Origin of the sequence: Agrobacterium larrymoorei, from assembly GCF_013322225.1 — a bacterium.
Taxonomy (GTDB): domain Bacteria; phylum Pseudomonadota; class Alphaproteobacteria; order Rhizobiales; family Rhizobiaceae; genus Agrobacterium; species Agrobacterium larrymoorei_A.
In genome coordinates this window covers 113,886-131,041 of sequence record NZ_JAAMFB010000027.1, presented here as the reverse complement: position 1 = coordinate 131,041, position 17,156 = coordinate 113,886, and the positions used below count along the sequence as shown (strand labels likewise).

Here is a 17,156-nt window from a genome sequence, read left to right as displayed (position 1 = left end):
AGCAACTAATCATAAGCTGATATTCGACGGACAGCCTGAAGCCCGCTCAAAACGATTTGACCAGCGTCCCTACCGTGACATGGGGAAAGCTCATGCCGCCGAAGTTCAGAAGGCTGGTTTGTGAGTATTGCAGTTGCAGGAACTCCCGACCACTGGCGTCGATAACCGTCTCTATGGCAAACACCGAGTCTAACGTCGCTGCGTTTGCATTGGCCTTGATAAAGGGAATGTTTTCGATGCCACCGAGATTTTGGGTAGACGTAATCAGACGCGTGATGGATTTCAGCGTCTTTTGTTCCGTCAAAACCTGACGGTTGAGGGTATCCCGCAACATCTGGTTGGGGTCCGTTACGATGGCCTGACTTATGTCGCTTACCAGCGGGCAGCTTCTGAACTGGGAAGGAATATCCAGCCGATATTGTTCGTAAGGGTTGGCAGTTCCCGACGGGGGTGGCTGCTCGCCTATCTTGAAGGGAACGGTATTAGCCGGCGGAATCTCCGGAATCCGGTCGTAAACCGCATACTGGACGAAACCGATGGTGGAAAACGCATCGCCGTGGGGAATGGTCGCAAGCCGCGCTATGCTGGCGTCCGCCTTGGGGTCCGTCGTGGCGGGAATGTTAAGCCACATGCCCGGCTCGATATGCAGCGCCCCACCCGAAACCGCGTCGGTCACACGGTGAAGATAGGTCACGCCGTAAATCGAAATGTCGTCCTGAACGCTGCCCCTGTTGAACACGGGCGAACCAATGCTGGTAAATTCGATGGTCTCCCGCAACAGGTCGAGCTGGAGAAAGAAACCGGTCAGGCTCTTTCGGTCCGGTCGCGCGATCAGGCTGAAGCCTGTTCCTTCCCAAAAGCCAGGCAAATCCTCCAGCGCCCCAAGCCGGTCTCCCGTGATCGATTGAGGGGCAACTGCACGCAACGGTGTCGGCGTTACTGTCACATCCATAATGGTCATCCTTTAAGGTTCAGCCGTGCAGGCGGCGGGAAATAGCCAATGTTCAGTTTTGAAAGATCGTCATGTGACGTCACCCAAGGCCTGTCGGAGCGCGCTCAAACCGTCTATGGCCACGTCATATGCGCTGGGAGCGCCTGGAACCGGCGTGTCTTCTCCCGGTATCCAGAATTTTCTGCGGGTGATGCGAAGCCCCTGGAGAAAGGGCGGCACTGCGTTGAAGACTTCGATGAGATAGGGGCCGGTATATTGCTTCTGGATCGGCGGCAGAAACGTCTCCCATGGTATCCAGCTATCCTTCAATTCCCCGCGGTCCGGCGCGGATACATGGACGTAATGCAACCGCTTCTCGACAAGCAGATCGGTGATATTCCGTTTGAAAACCAGCGGCCCGTTGCTTCCCAGCACGACATGCGCGCTATCGACGGTCAGTCCGGCGGTAGGGTTCTTGATCCCGACGAGGAAATCCAGAACGTCGGAGACCATGTTGGGAGCAGGTGTTTCCCAATGGTCGACGGGTTCGATGGCGAGCTTGACATCTTTCTTGTCCGCATATGTGGCCAGTTCGGAAATGACGGGTTCTGCGGCCTCATATCTGGCCTTGAGCCAATCCTGCAAAGCGTCGGACCAAAGCGGCGTTCCATCGTCAAGCACAGGAAACACGCCATAGGGGAACACGATCGGACCAGCCATGACGGTTTTCCCGCCTAATATCGCCGTAATCTCCACGCGGGACTTCAGATAGGCCAGCGCGCTCTCCCGCTGCTCCTTATAGGGTGATGTGGGATCGAAGCTTCGCGTCGCGCCGACATTGGTGGTAAAGCCGAGATGTGCAAGCCCGGCCTGTTCAAGCCTGCTCCTGAAGCCCCTGTAAAGCTCGATTTCCGCGGCATGGTCAGCCGTTTCCTGTGCGGCAACCGGAATATCGAAGCCGTTGTAGCCCAGCTCGGCGATCTTTCGCATGTGTTGGAAAAGTCGCTCGCCATAGGCCACATCCCCTGGCTGCACATTGGCGGTGAACATGAACAGGCTGAAAAATATATCGTTCGCCATTGTCACCATCCCAGCAACTGGCGCAGATATTCCCGGCCCATCTTGGCGTATTCAAGCGGATTTGCTTTTGCCGGGTCCTGTTCCGCCTCCACGCATATCCAGCCCGCGAAGCCGACTTCGGCCAGCGCTTCCAAAACCTGCGGAAAAACCTTTATGTCGCCATTGCCCGGCACCGTGAAGATGCCTGCTTCGATACCCTGCTGAAAGGAAAGACCCTTGGCGTGAATGTCGTCCACGACCTTGGAGCGGATATCTTTCAGATGAACATGCTTGATGCGATGTGCATATTTTCTGGCAAGCGCCAGAACATCTACACCGGCGGCAGCCTGATGCGCCGTATCTAGGAGCATGTGAACGAGATCGGGGTCGGTGTTGTCCATCAGCCGATGGATCGCTTCCGTTTTCATCACCCCGGTTCCCAAATGCGGATGGTAGCACAGGCGCCGGTTACGGGCTTTTGCTTTCCGGCCCGCTTCGTGCAAACCCTCGATCAGGCGTGTCCACTGGTCGTCGGTAAATTCCGGGCAATTGGGAAACAGAGCGACAGGTAGCGGGTTCACCGCGCCACCAAATTCGGAAACAACGAGATCGGCCCTGCGCGGGTCCGAACTATCCTTCTCCATTTCCTGGAGAAAATCGAGCTGCGTATCCACGTTGGCCAGGGTGTGGTCTTTCATGGCCTTGATGGTGAAATAGGTGCTGACCCAAGGTTCGGAAATCCTGAGGCCTCTGAGTTCGAGCGCCGGACGCAGCACCTTGGAATCGGTCGGATATTTGTGCCCCACGCCGCAGCCGACATATCCGGCCAGCGCCATCTCGCTCAAGGCCTGCTCGTAGGGGATGCCGATATCGATATTGATAAAGTCGTCGTTCCACCACAATGTGGGGATCACACCCAACCAGACCTTATCGGGAGACAGATTTTTCAAAGGGTTTACCATGGCTGATTTCCAATGCCTGTGCTTTGTGAAAAGGGTCAGTTGGTCTGCGTAAAGCCCGGAAACGCCGGGATTTGCGGGGGATAGGCCCACGAACCGTAACCGGGAGCCTTTGCGCCTGCGGGGTGCGCACCGATTGCCTTCCACAGAAGGCCTTCGACATAGGCATCGGGAGAGACCACGAAGGTGGTGTCGTTCGGCATGGGGCCGAAACGCTCGGTCCAACTGCTCGGCAATTCGAACCAGGTGCCGGAATACCAGAGCTTGGTGAGCGCCCGCGCGACATCGCCGAGCAACTCGTCACCCATAATCGTCACGCGCAGGGCGTGAAGACGTCGCGTCTCGTCGCCTTCCGGTATGGCTGTGTATGCGTCCAGCAATCGGTCGGAAATATCGACGCCGACGACATCATCGAGCGTCTGAAGATAGCGATTTACCAGCCCGGTCCCCAGCAGGTGAAATTCCGAGAATGCCGTAAGGGCGCTGGACAGGCTTAAAAACGCATCGGAACGGTTGCTCATGCGACCACCTCCGCCACCTGTCGCGCCGTCTCATGATCAGACGTGGCAACTTCGAAGGTCGGTCCACCGTGCAGACCGGGATGGCCAGGCAGCGGGTTTCTGATGAGATCGAACATTAAGTTGCGAAACTCGAACATGATCGGAACGGCTTTAAGCAGAAGCTCGGGCTTGCCGTTATAGGCCTGCGTCAACAGCGCCAAAAACTCACCATACCGCGTGTTGAACGCGGCAGCGGCTGCATGAAGCTCCGAATGCTCGGGAATGTCGGCAAGTTTGACATCGGGTTTGATGGGGTATGCGGCATCCCATTCCACCGTCAATTGCGGCCCGGTCGGTTTTCCCGGCTCGTCGCCCCTCTGGTAATATCGGCCTTTCGCCAGCTCCTCGAAGCGGTAATAATGGGCGAGCTCGTCGCTTCCACCATCATAGATGCCCCCGCCCTCGCCTTCGCCCTGCTCGATGACAAGGTTGATCGCATCGATGGCGCTATCCAGATCGTGCACCGCATGAAGCTCGCCGCCACCGGAGTAGTAGTATTCCGAGGTGATCTGACGGGCGGGGTCTCCAACGAAAATGGTGCCGCCGTTTTTCCGTGCCTCCTCTTCGAGGTCCCGTATGCCCTGCGCGATGGCCTCGTAGAATTCTCCGATGCTGTAATAGTGCAGGTCCGGGTGGGTGGGATGGCTGGCCAGCACCGTTTGATCCGCCGCATAGTTTCGCAGGATCAGACCGTCTTTCATTTTGGCGTTCTCGGACCGTATCGCCGGTCGCTCGATCTTGAGGAAGGTCTCAAGCGTTTCGCGGCTGAACGCGCCGATGCCCACCTGGAAATCCTCCTCGCCATCTGGCAGATAGGCCGGATAATCCGGCACGAAATCCGCTCTGGTGAGATCGGGTGTTCCCCCGATGGCGTTCAGTAGATTTGCAGCAAGCGTCAAATGCAGCATCTCTTCCACGGCAATGACCCGCAAGACCTGCGTCGCGGCCTGGTTGAAACCGGGTTTGATGGAATAGAGCGCCGTCAGATAAGGCGGAATCGTCGCATGCTCGAGCTGCATGGCCTTGTAGAGAAATTCCTTCAACGCATCGAGCGTCGTAATTGCGTGGGATGACATGTTGGCTCCTTGTCACTCAAGAAATCGTCACTCAGGAAATTCGAGTGCGCGGCAAGGCTATCGTCGCGCGACAGCCCCGGGTTGTTTCAGTTCAGTTGTTTCAGGATGTCGCGGCCGCTGCGGAAACACATGGCCGCAAGCGTCAGGGTCACATTGGCGGTGCCGATGGTGGGCATGCTGCCGCCGCCCACCAGATAAAGGTTCTCGTGGTCCCAACTGCGCTGGTTCTTGTCGACAACCGAATTGAACTTGTCGGTCCCCATGATGTGCGTACCGGCGAGATGGTTGCCACCACGGATCGCGTAACCCTCGCCCTCATAGGTCGTGTAGCCGAAATCGCCCGGATCGTAGTTGGTGTGGTCCTCCACACCCAGACGTGAAAACACCGTTCTGGCGAACTGACGTCCATAGGCTGCGCCGCGCATCGTGTATTCGGGCACCGTGAAGGAAAGGATGGGTCTCATATTGCCGAGGGGATCGGTATATTGCGGATCGACCGTGATACGGTTGCTTTCGACCGGCATGACCTCGATCATGAAGGCCAGAAGCAATTGGCGCGAGACGCGATCGATCATGCCGCGTCGCAAATCGGCCCCGAAGAGATTGCCCTCGTCCACGAGTTCCACGAGATCCGACATCGGCGAACCCGTCGCCCAGCCCCAGCCGTCATTGTGAATATCGATGGCGAAAGCCGCCTGCTTCTGGCGGAAGGAGCCGTCTCTCAGATCAACGATGCCGCCCGTCGAACTGGTACCCCGCATGGTGCCGCAAATCTGTGGCATCAGACCCCAGTTGAGCAGATAGGCGTGGTCCATCAGGTTGCGTCCGACAAGGCCGCTCGTGCTGCGCAGGCCAGACGCCAGCATCAGCCGTGCGGTCTCGATTGCGCCAGCGCCGAGTACGAAGACCTTGCCCTTGACGGTTATCGTCTCGTGAACGCCGGATGACGCATCCTTGTAAACCTTGACCTCGATGGCGCTGATCCGGCCGCTGTCTTTATCGAGGATCACACGGGAAGCGACCGCCTGCGACAGCAGTTCGACCCGGCGCTCTCCACTCTGCGCCTCCACCGCAAAGGCCTTGGCAAGTGTTTTTCCCGAGTGGTAGCGCGCCTGCACCGGACAGAGAGGAACGCAGTTGGTGTTACCCTGACAGCGCTCTCCCTCCTCCACCTGATGCGTATCGACGGCACCGACGGGGCGAAACCCTTTTCCGCCTGCGTAGTCAGGATTTGGTATGCCGTTGCGCCCCTGGGGGTAGGGGCGCACCTTTAAGGGATAGGTTTCGCCCTGAAGCTCGACCATCGTGCCTTCGATCCCATTGTTGACCTGCTGGTCGAGATAGGAAAGCGGCAGGCCGCGCATGGGAAAGACATAATCATTGCTGAAGGTCTGCCCCAGATATTCCTGAGCCTCCACATCGGCAGAGACGCCGATTTCCTCTTCCGCACGGACGTAATCGGGCTCCAGCTCCTCAAGTGTCAGTGGCCAGTCCAGCCCCTGCCCATAGGTCGTGCGCGACGTGAAATCGCTCCGCAGCATACGGGGAACCTTCGCCTCCCAGTGCATCGTGGTGCCGCCGAATATCCGGGTGTAGGTTGTGTCACTGACATAGGGGCCGGATTGAACGATGTAGGTCGAGGCATCCGTTTCCCCCGGCTGGAGCTTCCGCAGTCGCGGGCTGCGCGGCATGTCGGCATTGGCGTTAACGGGAAAAGGCGACTGGTTATCCCGGGTAGCGGCGGAATAAAATGTCGTCAGCAGGTCGTCGTAACCTTCGAGTGTTCGGTTGGAGCCCTTTCCCGCTTCCAGAACGAGAACACGCTTTCCCGCCTCTGCCGCCTGTTTTGCGATGATCGCGCCGGATATGCCGGTGCCGACGATCACGATGTCATAATCTTCCGATGCGGCCCTTTCAGGCGTCATCTCCAGCACGGAGGATTTTGGAAAAAGCATGCAATTCTCCCTTATGTCCAGGCGAGCTAGAAAAGCCCGGCCTCGAAAAAATTCGATCTGAATCTGTCCTGGATCGGCGTTTCTGGCCGGCTCAAGCCGCCTGTTGAAAGGCCTGCAGCAAATTATCGGCGGTCCTCAGCGCAAGTGCCGCCAATGTCAGTGTCGGGTTGGAGGTGCCCATGGTCGGGAAACTGCCGGAGCCCAGCATGAAAAGGTTGGGATGCTCCCAACACCGCTGGTCCCTATCCACAATCGAATTTGAAGGATCACTTCCCATGGCATGCGTTCCAGCAAAGTGGCCCATTCCGTGGTAATGAAAGGTTCGTTCATTATGGACGACACTCGGAAACCAGTTGCTCGCAGTCTTTTCGGTACAGTCTTCCACACCGGCCTTGCGGAATATCTTCTGCGCCACCTTGGATGCTGCTTCCATGCCCTTCAGCGTATAGTCATCGATCCGATAGTCGATCACAGGCCGTGGATTGCCGAGAGCATCGAGATAGCGGGGATCGATGCTAACGCGGTTTTCCGGCAAGGGAAGTTGCTCCACAGCAATCGAAAACCGCAACTGCCGCCTTAGCAAGCCCTCCAAGTGCTGGCGCAGGCCACGCCCATGGCGATTTTCGCCATTCACCGCCTGAACGACCAAGCTATCCGGCGCACCTGTCGCGGCGCGCCAACCGTCATTGCCGACATCGAAGCGAAATGCGGCATGTCTTGAGCGGAAGCGCCCGCCTCGCAAATCCTCGATACCAGAAGTGGATTGCGGGCCACGATAAGCCCCGATCTCCTTCGGTGCCAGTCCCCATGCATAGAGCGTCGGGTGGTCCATCAGCGTCCGTCCCATGCTATCGGCGGGTCCGTTGATACCTGAAGCAAGCATCAGCTTCGCATTTTCCACCGCATGGGCGGCAAGGATATAATAGCGACCCCGCGCGACATGGGTGGTGTAACTGGACGATATATGTCCGTCATAATGCTTGTACTCGATACCTTGAACGCCCCCGCGAGCAGGATCGAACAACACCCGCGATACGACGCTTCGAAGTTTCAGCGACAGACCTTCCGGGCGACATTGGGCGAGCGTCTTTCCCGCATTATATTTCGCCTGCACGGGACAGATCGGAATACACGCCGTGTTGCCCTCGCAGCGTTGCCCCAGATAGCTCTCACCAGCCATTCCGGCAAAACCAGATGCCGTCATTCCAACCGGCTTGTAATCACCCCGGGGAATGGAGTTTCGCGCGGCCGGATAGCTCCTGATTTTGACCCTGAAGTCCTGACCCTGCAGTTTCACGTCCATGCCATTGACGGATTTTGCCAGAAATTCATCCGAATAGCTCAGCGGCACCTTCCTCATCGGGTAATCATAGCCCTCACGAAAGCCGATCCCGAGATAGCCTTGCTCCTCCACATCCGCAGAAACCCCGATTTCATGCTCCGCCATGGAGTAGTACGGCTCCAGATCATCATAGCTGAGTGGCCAGTCGCGGGCGACGTGATGCAGGCTCCTCATTCTGAAGTCTTCCGGCAGCATACGGAGCGAAACGCCAAGGAAATGCAGGGTCGAACCGCCTGCCAGCCGTGTATAACTGCTGCCATAAAGTTGAGGGCCGCGCTGCACGAAGTAGCCATCATTATTCTTCAGGTCGGCAGTGTCCGGCTGCGGAGCGGCCTTCGATGGAGGCCATGGCGATTCCGGGCCTTTACCGCTGGCTCTATAAAAGGTGTCGAGGTGGTGCTGGTATCCAGCTGCATCGAGTGCCGTTCCCTCCCCTGCCTCAAGCAGCAAAACTCTTAGCCCCTTGTTCGTCAGGCGCTTGCTTATCAGTGCCCCCGCAATGCCCGCGCCAACGATGACGACATCATGCTCTGGATGTTCGCTCATAGCCGAGCCTCCCGTGGCTCGAAAGACCATGCGCCAAAGCCTTGATGATTGGCGCCAGAGGCATGCCCGCCTGAGGCCAGCCATTGCAAACCGCCCTTATAGGCGCTTGAAGACACGACGTGCGTCCTGTCCAGCGCAGACATTCCAAATGTCTGACGCCAATCATCGGGAAGAGTGTTCCAGGTGCCTGTGTACCAGACCAGAATGATGTTCCGCAGTACCGGCCCAAGCACAGGGTCGATCAGGAGAGCAACAACCTCCCGTTCAGCGTCGTAATCATCATCGGGCAGCGCTTCTGCCTGGCTCATCAGCCGTTCGTAGATGTTAGCCTGGAGAAGGCTTTCCAACAGACTTTGGTAGGTCACCGCAACATCTGCGGCACCCAGCTGAAGCTCGGAATATCCGGTCAGCACAGACGAAATTTTGATGAATGCTTGAAGAGATTTGGTCATGCGGCACCTTTGGTCGCAGCCTTGGCGGTTGCCGGGGGCCGTGAAAGATTGCTGCCCAGCGAACGGTGTCTGACCGCAGACATGAATGATGCATAACTCCAGGTCAGGTTCCTGACGCTCTTTTCATAGCCGCTGGTGCCGTCGAATTGTTCGCTCAATTCGTAGTGGTCGCTGTGATAGACGATGGCCCGCAGCATTGCGTCTGAGGAACTGCGAAGTGCGGCGGCCGCATCGCTTGCCGAGCTGGTAGAATTAATCCCCAAGTCCTCGAAGAACCCGTTTGAGAATTGGTCCAGCGGAACCTTGCCGCCTACCTCTATTGCACTGGCGAGGCGATACTGGAACTCCGCAAAATTGGCCGTACACAAGGCCCATGGGTGTCCGCCGAGAACGGGATGCGCCACATCGCCATCATAGTGATCGCCCGGATACCGGCCAAACAGCGGCCCAAGTCCTTGCTGTGCATCCGCGCCATTGACGGGAAAATAGGTCGATACCGATGGATCGGCCCATTGCTGTTTCAGGATGGCGGCGGTGGCGATGACCTTTGTGTCGGTCGGATCGATAGCGCCGTAACAGACCGAGGAGATGATATCGATATTGGCATCGTACCCGGGCTGCGTTGGCGCATCCATGACGCTGACGTAAAGCTGACCGTTCCAGTGAGTGGCAAGCTGGGCTTCAAGCCAAGTCGTCGCCTCCGCAACGCCGGTCGGCACGGTAATGCCTATAGTGTTTTGGGAAATCTCCCGGAAGAAACGCAGCTGTACCGCTCTCGAGAAAAATGAGTACCCCTCATACTCCTCCCATAGATTGGTGGTCTTGTCTTTGTAGACACCCAGGAGATAGGAGAGGTTTGTTTCTATGATCTGCTTGCCGAGAGCCTGGGTCGCAGTGTCCAGCTGATCGAAGGCATTGAGGATCGCAAGGGACTGGATGGCGGGGCCGTCGTTCTGCTCCGACCACGGGCGGACTTCGCCGCTGACGGTGAAGCAGGCGTGACCCAACGTCACAGACGAAGAATTCTTCGCATTGGTTTGACACAGTGCCGCAAAATTCACGTAGTCGATCAGGCTTGGAACACCACCTCCGGGAGCAGGAGGGAGCTCAGCCAGCGCAATCTCTATCGCAGTGATCGCTCCGTCGCGCACCCAGTTGAAGATGTAGTCCTGATCCACCCCCGGAGTGTTGGCCGGATAGGACGGCGCAGCGATGATGCAGCCCGGAGCCGAAAAATTACCGGATGCCGGTGGGTGTTCGATGACAAAACCGGCACTCGTAACGTTACGCATCATCAGCAAAAAGAAATATTGCGACAGAACCGACAAATCTGTTTGTGAGAATGCGGATACTGGTGTTCTGGCAGGCGCGGCAGCGCCAAGAGCCGGGCCGAGATAGGCCGGATCCGAGTGGGTCATGGCAGGCTCCGAAAGTTATGGCGTCCCCAGCTGCGCACGGATATCCAAGGCGCGAACGCACCACCAATATCGGTCTACACACCGAAAAGGCCCGTCTTCTTTTATGTCTGGCTAGCCGGACGGGTATCCGGCGGGTATCTCTAAGCGTTACCGCCCGTAATCATGGTCACGATGGAACAATCCGCCCCCTTGATGAGGGATACGGCAATAGGATTACACTTGAACGCGGGTCGTCATCTGGCTTCGGCGCTGGATCGAACCCAAAACATAGAATTTACAACTCTGGTCTCATCGTCGGCAGCCGGTATTGTTTTTAAGACCAGCCGATCTCCGTCGAGAACGAAGGAACGCCTTTGAACCGTTCCCGACCAATCAGGATAGGCACTTCCGGTAACGGCGTGAACGATAACATCACCTTCCACCTCGTAACGACCGAAATAGGAAAGATTGCTCGAATAGGCCGCCGCTTTTTGTGCATCGGTGCCGCCTAGAGGGTCTCCAGTTCCGATTTGCGCGCGATCCGCTGCAATCATCTGCACGGCCATGCTCTTGTCCGGCGCGTAGATCAAAAGCCCCTTGGGCTTTTTTCCGAAGGGAAGAACAACATCCTGACCGGGCGTCTTGCGCTCCCAACCCACCAAATTCCATTCACCTTGAATGCTTTTCATCGAGCACCTGCCGTAAATGAGCGTCTACCGATAGACCTATTCGATAACGGTCAGCGTAGCAACAACAAAATACAACCTAAGAGATAAAATAAATAATAGGCAACTTATAGAAGTTCGCGGATATCGATGGCGTCGGTGCAACTACGGTCATCATCAATCCACCGCACTGGCAACGCTGGAGCTGGCGTTCGCCTGTTCAATCAATCGCTTCGCCTTCTTAAGATGGGGCGTATCGACCATGCGGCCATTGATCTGTAAAACGCCTTGACCCGGATTTAAGGCGAATGCCGCAACGATGGCGTGAGCATGGGCAAGTTCTTCTTCGCTGGGGGTGAATGCCTCGTTGATGATAGGAACCTGCGAAGGGTGGATTGCCATCATGCCGGTAAAGCCATCACGGCGAGCACGGCTGGCATATAGCGACAGACCCTCCAGATCACGAAACGCAGGATAGACTGTTTCGATAGCAACGACGTCTGCGGCGTGTGCTCCAAACAGGGTGAGCGACCGTGCCAGTTCATAAGGCGGAGTGTAGCGACCGTCCTCTTCTCGTGCACTCGATGCGCCGATGGCTGCTGGTAGATCCTCCGCTCCCCACGTTAGACCGATCAGACGCCCTCCTACCTCTCGGTAGCTGCCTAGTTCAAAGATCGCTGCTGGCGTTTCTGTGGCGATTGGCAGAATTGGCAGGTCTTTTGCCATGGCGGCCAACGCTTCGACGCTCTTCGCGCCCTCCGCCTTGGGTAAAACCAGCGCATCTGGCCGCGCCTCCAGAACAGCGGAAAGATCGCCCTCGATCAACCCACTGTCGAGCTGGTTGACGCGAACGAACAGTTTTGGCGAGCGCGGTGCAGAATAAAGAAACGCCGCCGTCGCTACTCTCGCCGCCGCCTTCGCCTCTGGAGCCACAGCGTCCTCCAGGTCGAGAATAAGGGCGTCGGCACCGCTCGCCAGCGCCTTTTCCATTCGGTCTGGCCTGTCACCGGGGACGAACAGCAGCGAACGCAATCTCATCGAGGCCTCCGGTGGATAAGGGCTGCGCGAAGGCAATGACAGACGATCTCGTTGCGTTGGTTCAACAACTCATGTCGGAAGGTTACGATGCCCGCTGCGGGACGCGAGCGGCTCTCTCTGACCTCAGCGACTTCGGTTTCCGCACGCATCGTATCGCCGATGAAAACGGGTTTCGGCATAACGAGTTTGTCATATCCAAGATTGGCAACCAGCGTACCTAGCGTCGTGTCCCCCACCGAAAGGCCAACCATGAGCGAAAAGGTGAAGGTGCCGTTGACAAGGATTTGTCCGAACTCGCTGGCCTTGGCGGCCTCGATATCGATGTGAAGCGGCTGCGGATTGTGGGTCATCGTCGAGAAAAGAAGATTATCGGTCTCGGTTACTGTGCGTCTTATGTCATGGACGATCCGGTCTCCCTCATTCCAGTCTTCAAAGTAACGACCGGCCATTATGTAGCTCCCTCGATGCTAACCAGAAGACTGCCTTCAACAACCTGGGTTCCCATAATTGCCTTGAGGTCTCTGACGACACCGTCAAACGGAGCGCTAAAGGTTTGTTCCATCTTCATGGCTTCTATCACCACAAGCGGCTGACCTTTCTTGACGCTCGCCCCCTCCTCTACCGAAACCGCAATCACGTTGCCTGGCATGGGCGCAATGATCGCGCCATCTGCGGCACCGGATGCACTACTTGCATGGCCTGCCCGCCGAGGCCCAGAGGACCAGGCCGCTCCCTCCACGAACAGAACGCCATTTTCAGTGCGGGCCGCAATTTTGGTGTCCCGCAAATCGACCTGATAAGGCCTGTCATCGACTTCAACGCTGATACGGGATGAAACATCGGCATTCATCCGAAACCCATGAAGAGCGGTCCACGGATCGCGATTGTTACGAGGCAGGAGCGCGGCTGCGGCGGCTTGCAGCACATGATCATCAGGCTCGGATGCAGGCACAAGCTCTGCGGAATGGCGCTCTATGAAGCCGGTATCCACTGCGCCTTTCAGGAAGTCCGATTGTCGTAACGTCTTTGCCAGAAATGCGGCATTTGTTTTCACTGGCCATATCTCGACGTTTGCCGCAGCGGTTGCCAGTCGTTGCGCCGCCTCGCGGCGGGTCGGTGCATGGCTGATCAACTTGGCAATCATCGGATCGTAATAGGAGGTGACTTCGCCGCCCTGTTCAACACCGCTGTCAACGCGCAGATCACTCGGCAGACGAAAATGTTCGAGCCGACCGATGGACGGCAGGAAACCGGTGGCCGGATTTTCCGCATAAAGCCGTGCCTCCATTGCCCAACCGTTAATGAACAACTCGTCCTGACGCAGCGGCAAGGGCTCGCCCGATGCAACCCGCAACTGCCACTCGACCAAATCCTGACCGGTAATCGCTTCGGTGACGGGATGCTCCACCTGAAGCCGGGTGTTCATTTCCATGAACCAGATGCGGTCGGCGCGAAGACCTTCCGATGCATCTGCAATGAATTCGATGGTGCCAGCACCCACATAGTCAACCGCGCGCGCCGCCGTGACGGCTGACAGGCAAACGGCTTCGCGGGTCGTCGTATCCATGCCGGGTGCCGGTGCCTCCTCGATGACTTTCTGATGACGGCGCTGGAGCGAGCAATCGCGCTCGAACAGGTGGACCACGTTACCGAATGTATCGCCAAAAACCTGAACTTCGATGTGCCGAGGGGAAAGGATGTATTTTTCGATCAGAACCCGGTCATCTCCGAAAGAAGACGCAGCCTCACGTCTGCAACTCGCCAGGGCCGACTGAAAATCCCCCCGCTCATCGACCCGCCGCATACCCTTGCCGCCGCCGCCTGCGACAGCCTTGATCAGCACCGGATACCCGATGGCCGCGGCCTCTCTTTGCAGGCGATCCGCATTCTGATCTTCACCGAGATATCCGGGCGTGACGGGCACACCTGCCGCAATCATCCTTTCCTTGGCGGCATCCTTCAGCCCCATGGCGCGAATGGATTCAGGTGGTGCACCCACCCAGACCAGTTCCGCTTTCATAACAGCCTCAGCAAACCCGGCATTTTCGGAAAGAAAACCATAGCCGGGGTGAATAGCCTGCGCTCCTGTGGATTTAGCCGCCTCCAGGATACGGTCCTGCCGAAGATAGCTTTCGCGCGCGGCAGCAGGGCCTATCAGCACCGCCTCGTCCGCCTCACGCACAAAAGGCATGTCGCGATCGGCATCGGAATGAACGGCGATGGTGCGGATACCGAGCCTGCGCGCCGTTTTAATGATACGCCGTGCGATTTCGCCACGATTGGCAATCAAGAGGCTTTCAATCACCGTTTAATCCTCCCGATCATCACATGCGGAATATGCCGAATTGCGCGCGTTCCGGTATCGGCGCATTCAACGTCGCCGAAAGCGCGAGGCCCAACACGTCGCGGCTTTGAATGGGATCGATGACACCATCGTCCCACATTCGCGCCGTGGCATAATAGGGGTTGCCCTCGTCCTCATATTTCTGCCGGACCGGTGCCTTGAACGCCTCTGCCTGATCCGGTGTCCAACGTTCCGCGTCCCGGTGGACGGTTGCAAGCACTGACGCAGCTTGCTCGCCCCCCATCACGGAAATGCGCGCATTGGGCCAGGTGAAGAGAAAGCGCGGCTGATAAGCCCGCCCGCACATGCCATAATTTCCCGCCCCGAAACTGCCGCCTATTAGCACCGTGATTTTCGGGACCGAGGCGGTTGCTACCGCCGTCACCAGCTTTGCGCCGTTCTTTGCAATGCCTTCGGCCTCATATTTTCCGCCGACCATGAAGCCGGAGATATTTTGCAGGAAAAGCAGTGGAATACGCCGCTGGCAGGCAAGTTCGATGAAGTGCGCTCCCTTCAGCGCACTTTCTGAAAACAGAACGCCATTATTGGCCAAAATCGCGACTGGCATCCCCCATATTCGAGCGAAACCGCACACAAGGCTGGACCCATAGAGCGGCTTGAACTCCTGCATTTCGGACCCGTCTACAATACGGGCGATGACTTCCCGTACATCATAAGGCGTACGCACATCCTTCGGCACGATGCCATAGAGTTCTTTTGGATCAAGCTTAGGAGGCTTTGGTTCCGTGATTTCGATATCGATATGTTTTGGACGATTGAGCGTCGCCACGATGTCCCGCACGATGAAAAGCGCGTGCTCGTCGTTTTCGGCAACATGATCGACTACGCCGGATTTTCGGCCATGCGTTTCAGCGCCGCCAAGTTCTTCCGCCGAAATCACCTCCCCCGTTGCTGCCTTGACCAGCGGCGGGCCGGCGAGAAAGATCGTGCCCTGATTACGCACGATGACAGTTTCATCGGACATGGCAGGCACATAGGCCCCGCCCGCAGTACAGCTTCCCATGACGCAGGCGATTTGCGGAATTCCCGCCGCCGACATTTGCGCCTGATTATAAAAGATACGCCCGAAATGATCCCGATCCGGAAATACTTCAGCCTGATGCGGCAAGTTCGCGCCGCCGGAATCAACGAGGTAGATACAGGGTAGCCGGTTTTCGAAAGCTATTTCCTGCGCCCGCAAATGCTTCTTCACCGTCATCGGATAATAGGCGCCGCCTTTGACAGTCGGATCATGCGCGACGATCATGCATTCGCGGCCAGAAACGCGACCGATACCGGCGATCATGCCAGCGCCGGGAGCCTCATCGCCATACATGCCGCCCGCGGCGAGCTGTCCTATTTCCAGAAACGGCGCGCCAGCATCGAGAAGACCCTGCACACGGTCGCGCGGCAACAGCTTACCGCGCGAAACATGACGCTCACGGTGTTTTTCGGGGCCACCCAGCGCTGCCGTAGCCACCTTGCCGCGCAATTCTTGAGCCAATGCGCGATTATGGGCAGCGTTGACAGCAAAGCTTTCAGACGCGGTATCGAGCATGGTTTGCAGCAGGGTCATACTTTTTGCCCTTCATTGCCGATCACCTCTCGGCCAATCAGAATCCGTCGCACTTCGTTGGTACCCGCACCAATGTCTAGAAGTTTGGCATCCCGCCAGTAACGCGCCACCGGCCAGTCCTTGGTGTAACCTGCACCGCCAAGTGCCTGCACCGCCTGCTCGGCAACCTTCACTGCGGATTCAGACGCATACAGAATTGCGCCTGCGGCATCCTCTCGCGTGGTGCGCCCCGCATCGCAGGCTTTGGCGACGGTATAGACATAGGAGCGGGCAGAATTCAGCGCGACCACCATGTCTGCGATCTTCGCCTGGATTAGTTGGAAGCTGCCGATACGCGTCCCGAACTGCTTGCGTTCCCGCACATATGGCAGCACCACATCGAGACAAGCTTGCATGATGCCAAGCTGAATGCCGGAGAGTACGACGCGCTCGTAATCCAGACCCGACATCAAAACCTTCACCCCGCCATTCAGCGGGCCCATGACGTTTTCCTCACGCACGAAGCAATCGTTGAAAACCAGTTCGGCAGTAGGCGAGCCCCGCATACCGACCTTGTCGATCTTCTGGCCTATGGAAAACCCTTCGAAATCCTTTTCGATCAAAAAGGCGGTAATACCCTTCGATCCGCCATCCGGAACCGTCTTGGCATAGACCACCAGTGTCTGCGCATAGGGCGCGTTGGTGATCCAGAACTTTGTGCCGTTCAAGCGATAGCCACCTTCTACCTTGTCGGCACGCAGCTTCATCGACACGACATCCGAGCCGGAACCTGCCTCCGACATGGCGAGACTGCCGACATGTCGGCCGGAGATCAGACCGGGCAGAAACTTTTGCTTTTGTTCGGCAGACCCCCACCGCACGATCTGGTTGACGCAAAGATTGGAATGGGCACCATAGGACAAACCGACAGAGGCTGAGGCCCGGCTGATTTCCTCGCAGGCGACCACATGTTCCAGATAGCCGAGGGCAAGCCCACCAAATTCCTCCTGCGCCGTGATGCCATGAAGACCGAGCGCACCCATTTCAGGCCATAGCTCAACCGGGAACCGATCTTTATCGTCTATCTCCGATGCGATTGGCGCAATGCGGTCCCGCGCAAAACGGGACGTCGTTTCGCGGATTTGATCCGCCATGTCGGTCAAAGCGAAATCCAGGCCAGACATCGGTTCTCCTCCCTGTCCGTGACTTCACGTTACAGTCGAGATCCCGATATGTAAAATCATGAGAACCAAATCATTAATCAGGGAAGATCTGGT

General features: G+C 57.3%; 15 protein-coding genes. All 15 read right to left on the bottom strand.

The window, feature by feature from the left end:
- Positions 1-46: 46 nt before the first annotated feature.
- Positions 47-952 (bottom strand): heme-binding protein, encoded by a 906-nt coding sequence (locus tag G6L28_RS17080; protein ID WP_174065021.1) that lies wholly within the window; start codon positions 950-952, stop codon positions 47-49.
- A gap of 69 nt (positions 953-1,021) precedes the next feature.
- Positions 1,022-2,011, bottom strand: a complete 990-nt coding sequence (locus G6L28_RS17075; RefSeq protein WP_234902616.1) for a sugar phosphate isomerase/epimerase family protein — start codon at positions 2,009-2,011, stop codon at positions 1,022-1,024.
- A 2-nt stretch (positions 2,012-2,013) separates the two neighbouring features.
- Positions 2,014-2,952: a myo-inosose-2 dehydratase gene (iolE, locus tag G6L28_RS17070; protein ID WP_174065019.1), complete on the bottom strand. Its 939-nt coding sequence runs from the start codon at positions 2,950-2,952 to the stop codon at positions 2,014-2,016.
- Between the two features lie 35 nt (positions 2,953-2,987).
- Positions 2,988-3,470: a hypothetical protein gene (locus tag G6L28_RS17065; RefSeq protein ID WP_174065018.1), complete on the bottom strand. Its 483-nt coding sequence runs from the start codon at positions 3,468-3,470 to the stop codon at positions 2,988-2,990.
- Complete coding sequence (locus tag G6L28_RS17060; protein WP_174065017.1) at positions 3,467-4,585, bottom strand: ferritin-like domain-containing protein; 1,119 nt, start codon at positions 4,583-4,585, stop codon at positions 3,467-3,469. The genes G6L28_RS17065 and G6L28_RS17060 overlap by 4 nt, the downstream gene beginning before the upstream one ends.
- A gap of 86 nt (positions 4,586-4,671) precedes the next feature.
- The gene (locus G6L28_RS17055; RefSeq protein ID WP_174065016.1) at positions 4,672-6,540 is read right to left on the bottom strand and encodes a GMC oxidoreductase; all 1,869 of its coding nucleotides are present in this window, start codon (positions 6,538-6,540) and stop codon (positions 4,672-4,674) included.
- A 91-nt stretch (positions 6,541-6,631) separates the two neighbouring features.
- The gene (locus tag G6L28_RS17050; RefSeq protein ID WP_174065015.1) at positions 6,632-8,428 is read right to left on the bottom strand and encodes a GMC family oxidoreductase; all 1,797 of its coding nucleotides are present in this window, start codon (positions 8,426-8,428) and stop codon (positions 6,632-6,634) included.
- Positions 8,425-8,880 carry a hypothetical protein gene (locus G6L28_RS17045; protein ID WP_174065014.1) on the bottom strand — a complete coding sequence of 152 codons (456 nt, stop codon included), beginning with the start codon at positions 8,878-8,880 and terminating at the stop codon, positions 8,425-8,427. The genes G6L28_RS17050 and G6L28_RS17045 overlap by 4 nt, the downstream gene beginning before the upstream one ends.
- Positions 8,877-10,298, bottom strand: coding sequence for a glycoside hydrolase family 15 protein (locus G6L28_RS17040; protein WP_174065013.1), 1,422 nt, complete (start codon positions 10,296-10,298; stop codon positions 8,877-8,879). Before G6L28_RS17040 ends, G6L28_RS17045 begins: the two co-directional genes overlap by 4 nt.
- A gap of 233 nt (positions 10,299-10,531) precedes the next feature.
- On the bottom strand, positions 10,532-10,966 hold the full coding sequence (locus G6L28_RS17035; RefSeq protein WP_174065012.1) for a lipocalin-like domain-containing protein: 435 nt from the start codon (positions 10,964-10,966) through the stop codon (positions 10,532-10,534).
- Positions 10,967-11,119: 153 nt separating this feature from the next.
- Positions 11,120-11,980, bottom strand: coding sequence for an HpcH/HpaI aldolase/citrate lyase family protein (locus G6L28_RS17030; RefSeq protein WP_174065011.1), 861 nt, complete (start codon positions 11,978-11,980; stop codon positions 11,120-11,122).
- The gene (locus G6L28_RS17025) at positions 11,977-12,429 is read right to left on the bottom strand and encodes a MaoC family dehydratase (RefSeq protein ID WP_174065010.1); all 453 of its coding nucleotides are present in this window, start codon (positions 12,427-12,429) and stop codon (positions 11,977-11,979) included. The genes G6L28_RS17030 and G6L28_RS17025 overlap by 4 nt, the downstream gene beginning before the upstream one ends.
- Positions 12,429-14,285, bottom strand: coding sequence for a biotin carboxylase N-terminal domain-containing protein (locus G6L28_RS17020; protein ID WP_174065009.1), 1,857 nt, complete (start codon positions 14,283-14,285; stop codon positions 12,429-12,431). The genes G6L28_RS17025 and G6L28_RS17020 overlap by 1 nt, the downstream gene beginning before the upstream one ends.
- 19 nt (positions 14,286-14,304) lie before the next feature.
- A complete protein-coding gene (locus tag G6L28_RS17015; RefSeq protein ID WP_174065008.1) occupies positions 14,305-15,900 on the bottom strand; it encodes a carboxyl transferase domain-containing protein in 1,596 nt (531 codons plus the stop codon).
- Complete coding sequence (locus tag G6L28_RS17010) at positions 15,897-17,063, bottom strand: isovaleryl-CoA dehydrogenase (RefSeq protein ID WP_174065007.1); 1,167 nt, start codon at positions 17,061-17,063, stop codon at positions 15,897-15,899. The genes G6L28_RS17015 and G6L28_RS17010 overlap by 4 nt, the downstream gene beginning before the upstream one ends.
- Positions 17,064-17,156 lie beyond the last annotated feature (93 nt).

Coding starts and splice junctions, on each gene's coding strand:
- G6L28_RS17050 (WP_174065015.1), bottom strand. CDS start 8,428: ATGAGCGAACATCCAGAGCATGATGTCGTCATCGTTGGCGCGGGCATT.
- G6L28_RS17010 (WP_174065007.1), bottom strand. CDS start 17,063: ATGTCTGGCCTGGATTTCGCTTTGACCGACATGGCGGATCAAATCCGC.
- G6L28_RS17040 (WP_174065013.1), bottom strand. CDS start 10,298: ATGACCCACTCGGATCCGGCCTATCTCGGCCCGGCTCTTGGCGCTGCC.
- G6L28_RS17035 (WP_174065012.1), bottom strand. CDS start 10,966: ATGAAAAGCATTCAAGGTGAATGGAATTTGGTGGGTTGGGAGCGCAAG.
- G6L28_RS17060 (WP_174065017.1), bottom strand. CDS start 4,585: ATGTCATCCCACGCAATTACGACGCTCGATGCGTTGAAGGAATTTCTC.
- G6L28_RS17080 (WP_174065021.1), bottom strand. CDS start 952: ATGGATGTGACAGTAACGCCGACACCGTTGCGTGCAGTTGCCCCTCAA.
- G6L28_RS17045 (WP_174065014.1), bottom strand. CDS start 8,880: ATGACCAAATCTCTTCAAGCATTCATCAAAATTTCGTCTGTGCTGACC.
- G6L28_RS17015 (WP_174065008.1), bottom strand. CDS start 15,900: ATGACCCTGCTGCAAACCATGCTCGATACCGCGTCTGAAAGCTTTGCT.
- iolE (WP_174065019.1), bottom strand. CDS start 2,952: ATGGTAAACCCTTTGAAAAATCTGTCTCCCGATAAGGTCTGGTTGGGT.
- G6L28_RS17025 (WP_174065010.1), bottom strand. CDS start 12,429: ATGGCCGGTCGTTACTTTGAAGACTGGAATGAGGGAGACCGGATCGTC.
- G6L28_RS17055 (WP_174065016.1), bottom strand. CDS start 6,540: ATGCTTTTTCCAAAATCCTCCGTGCTGGAGATGACGCCTGAAAGGGCC.
- G6L28_RS17030 (WP_174065011.1), bottom strand. CDS start 11,980: ATGAGATTGCGTTCGCTGCTGTTCGTCCCCGGTGACAGGCCAGACCGA.
- G6L28_RS17075 (WP_234902616.1), bottom strand. CDS start 2,011: ATGGCGAACGATATATTTTTCAGCCTGTTCATGTTCACCGCCAATGTG.
- G6L28_RS17065 (WP_174065018.1), bottom strand. CDS start 3,470: ATGAGCAACCGTTCCGATGCGTTTTTAAGCCTGTCCAGCGCCCTTACG.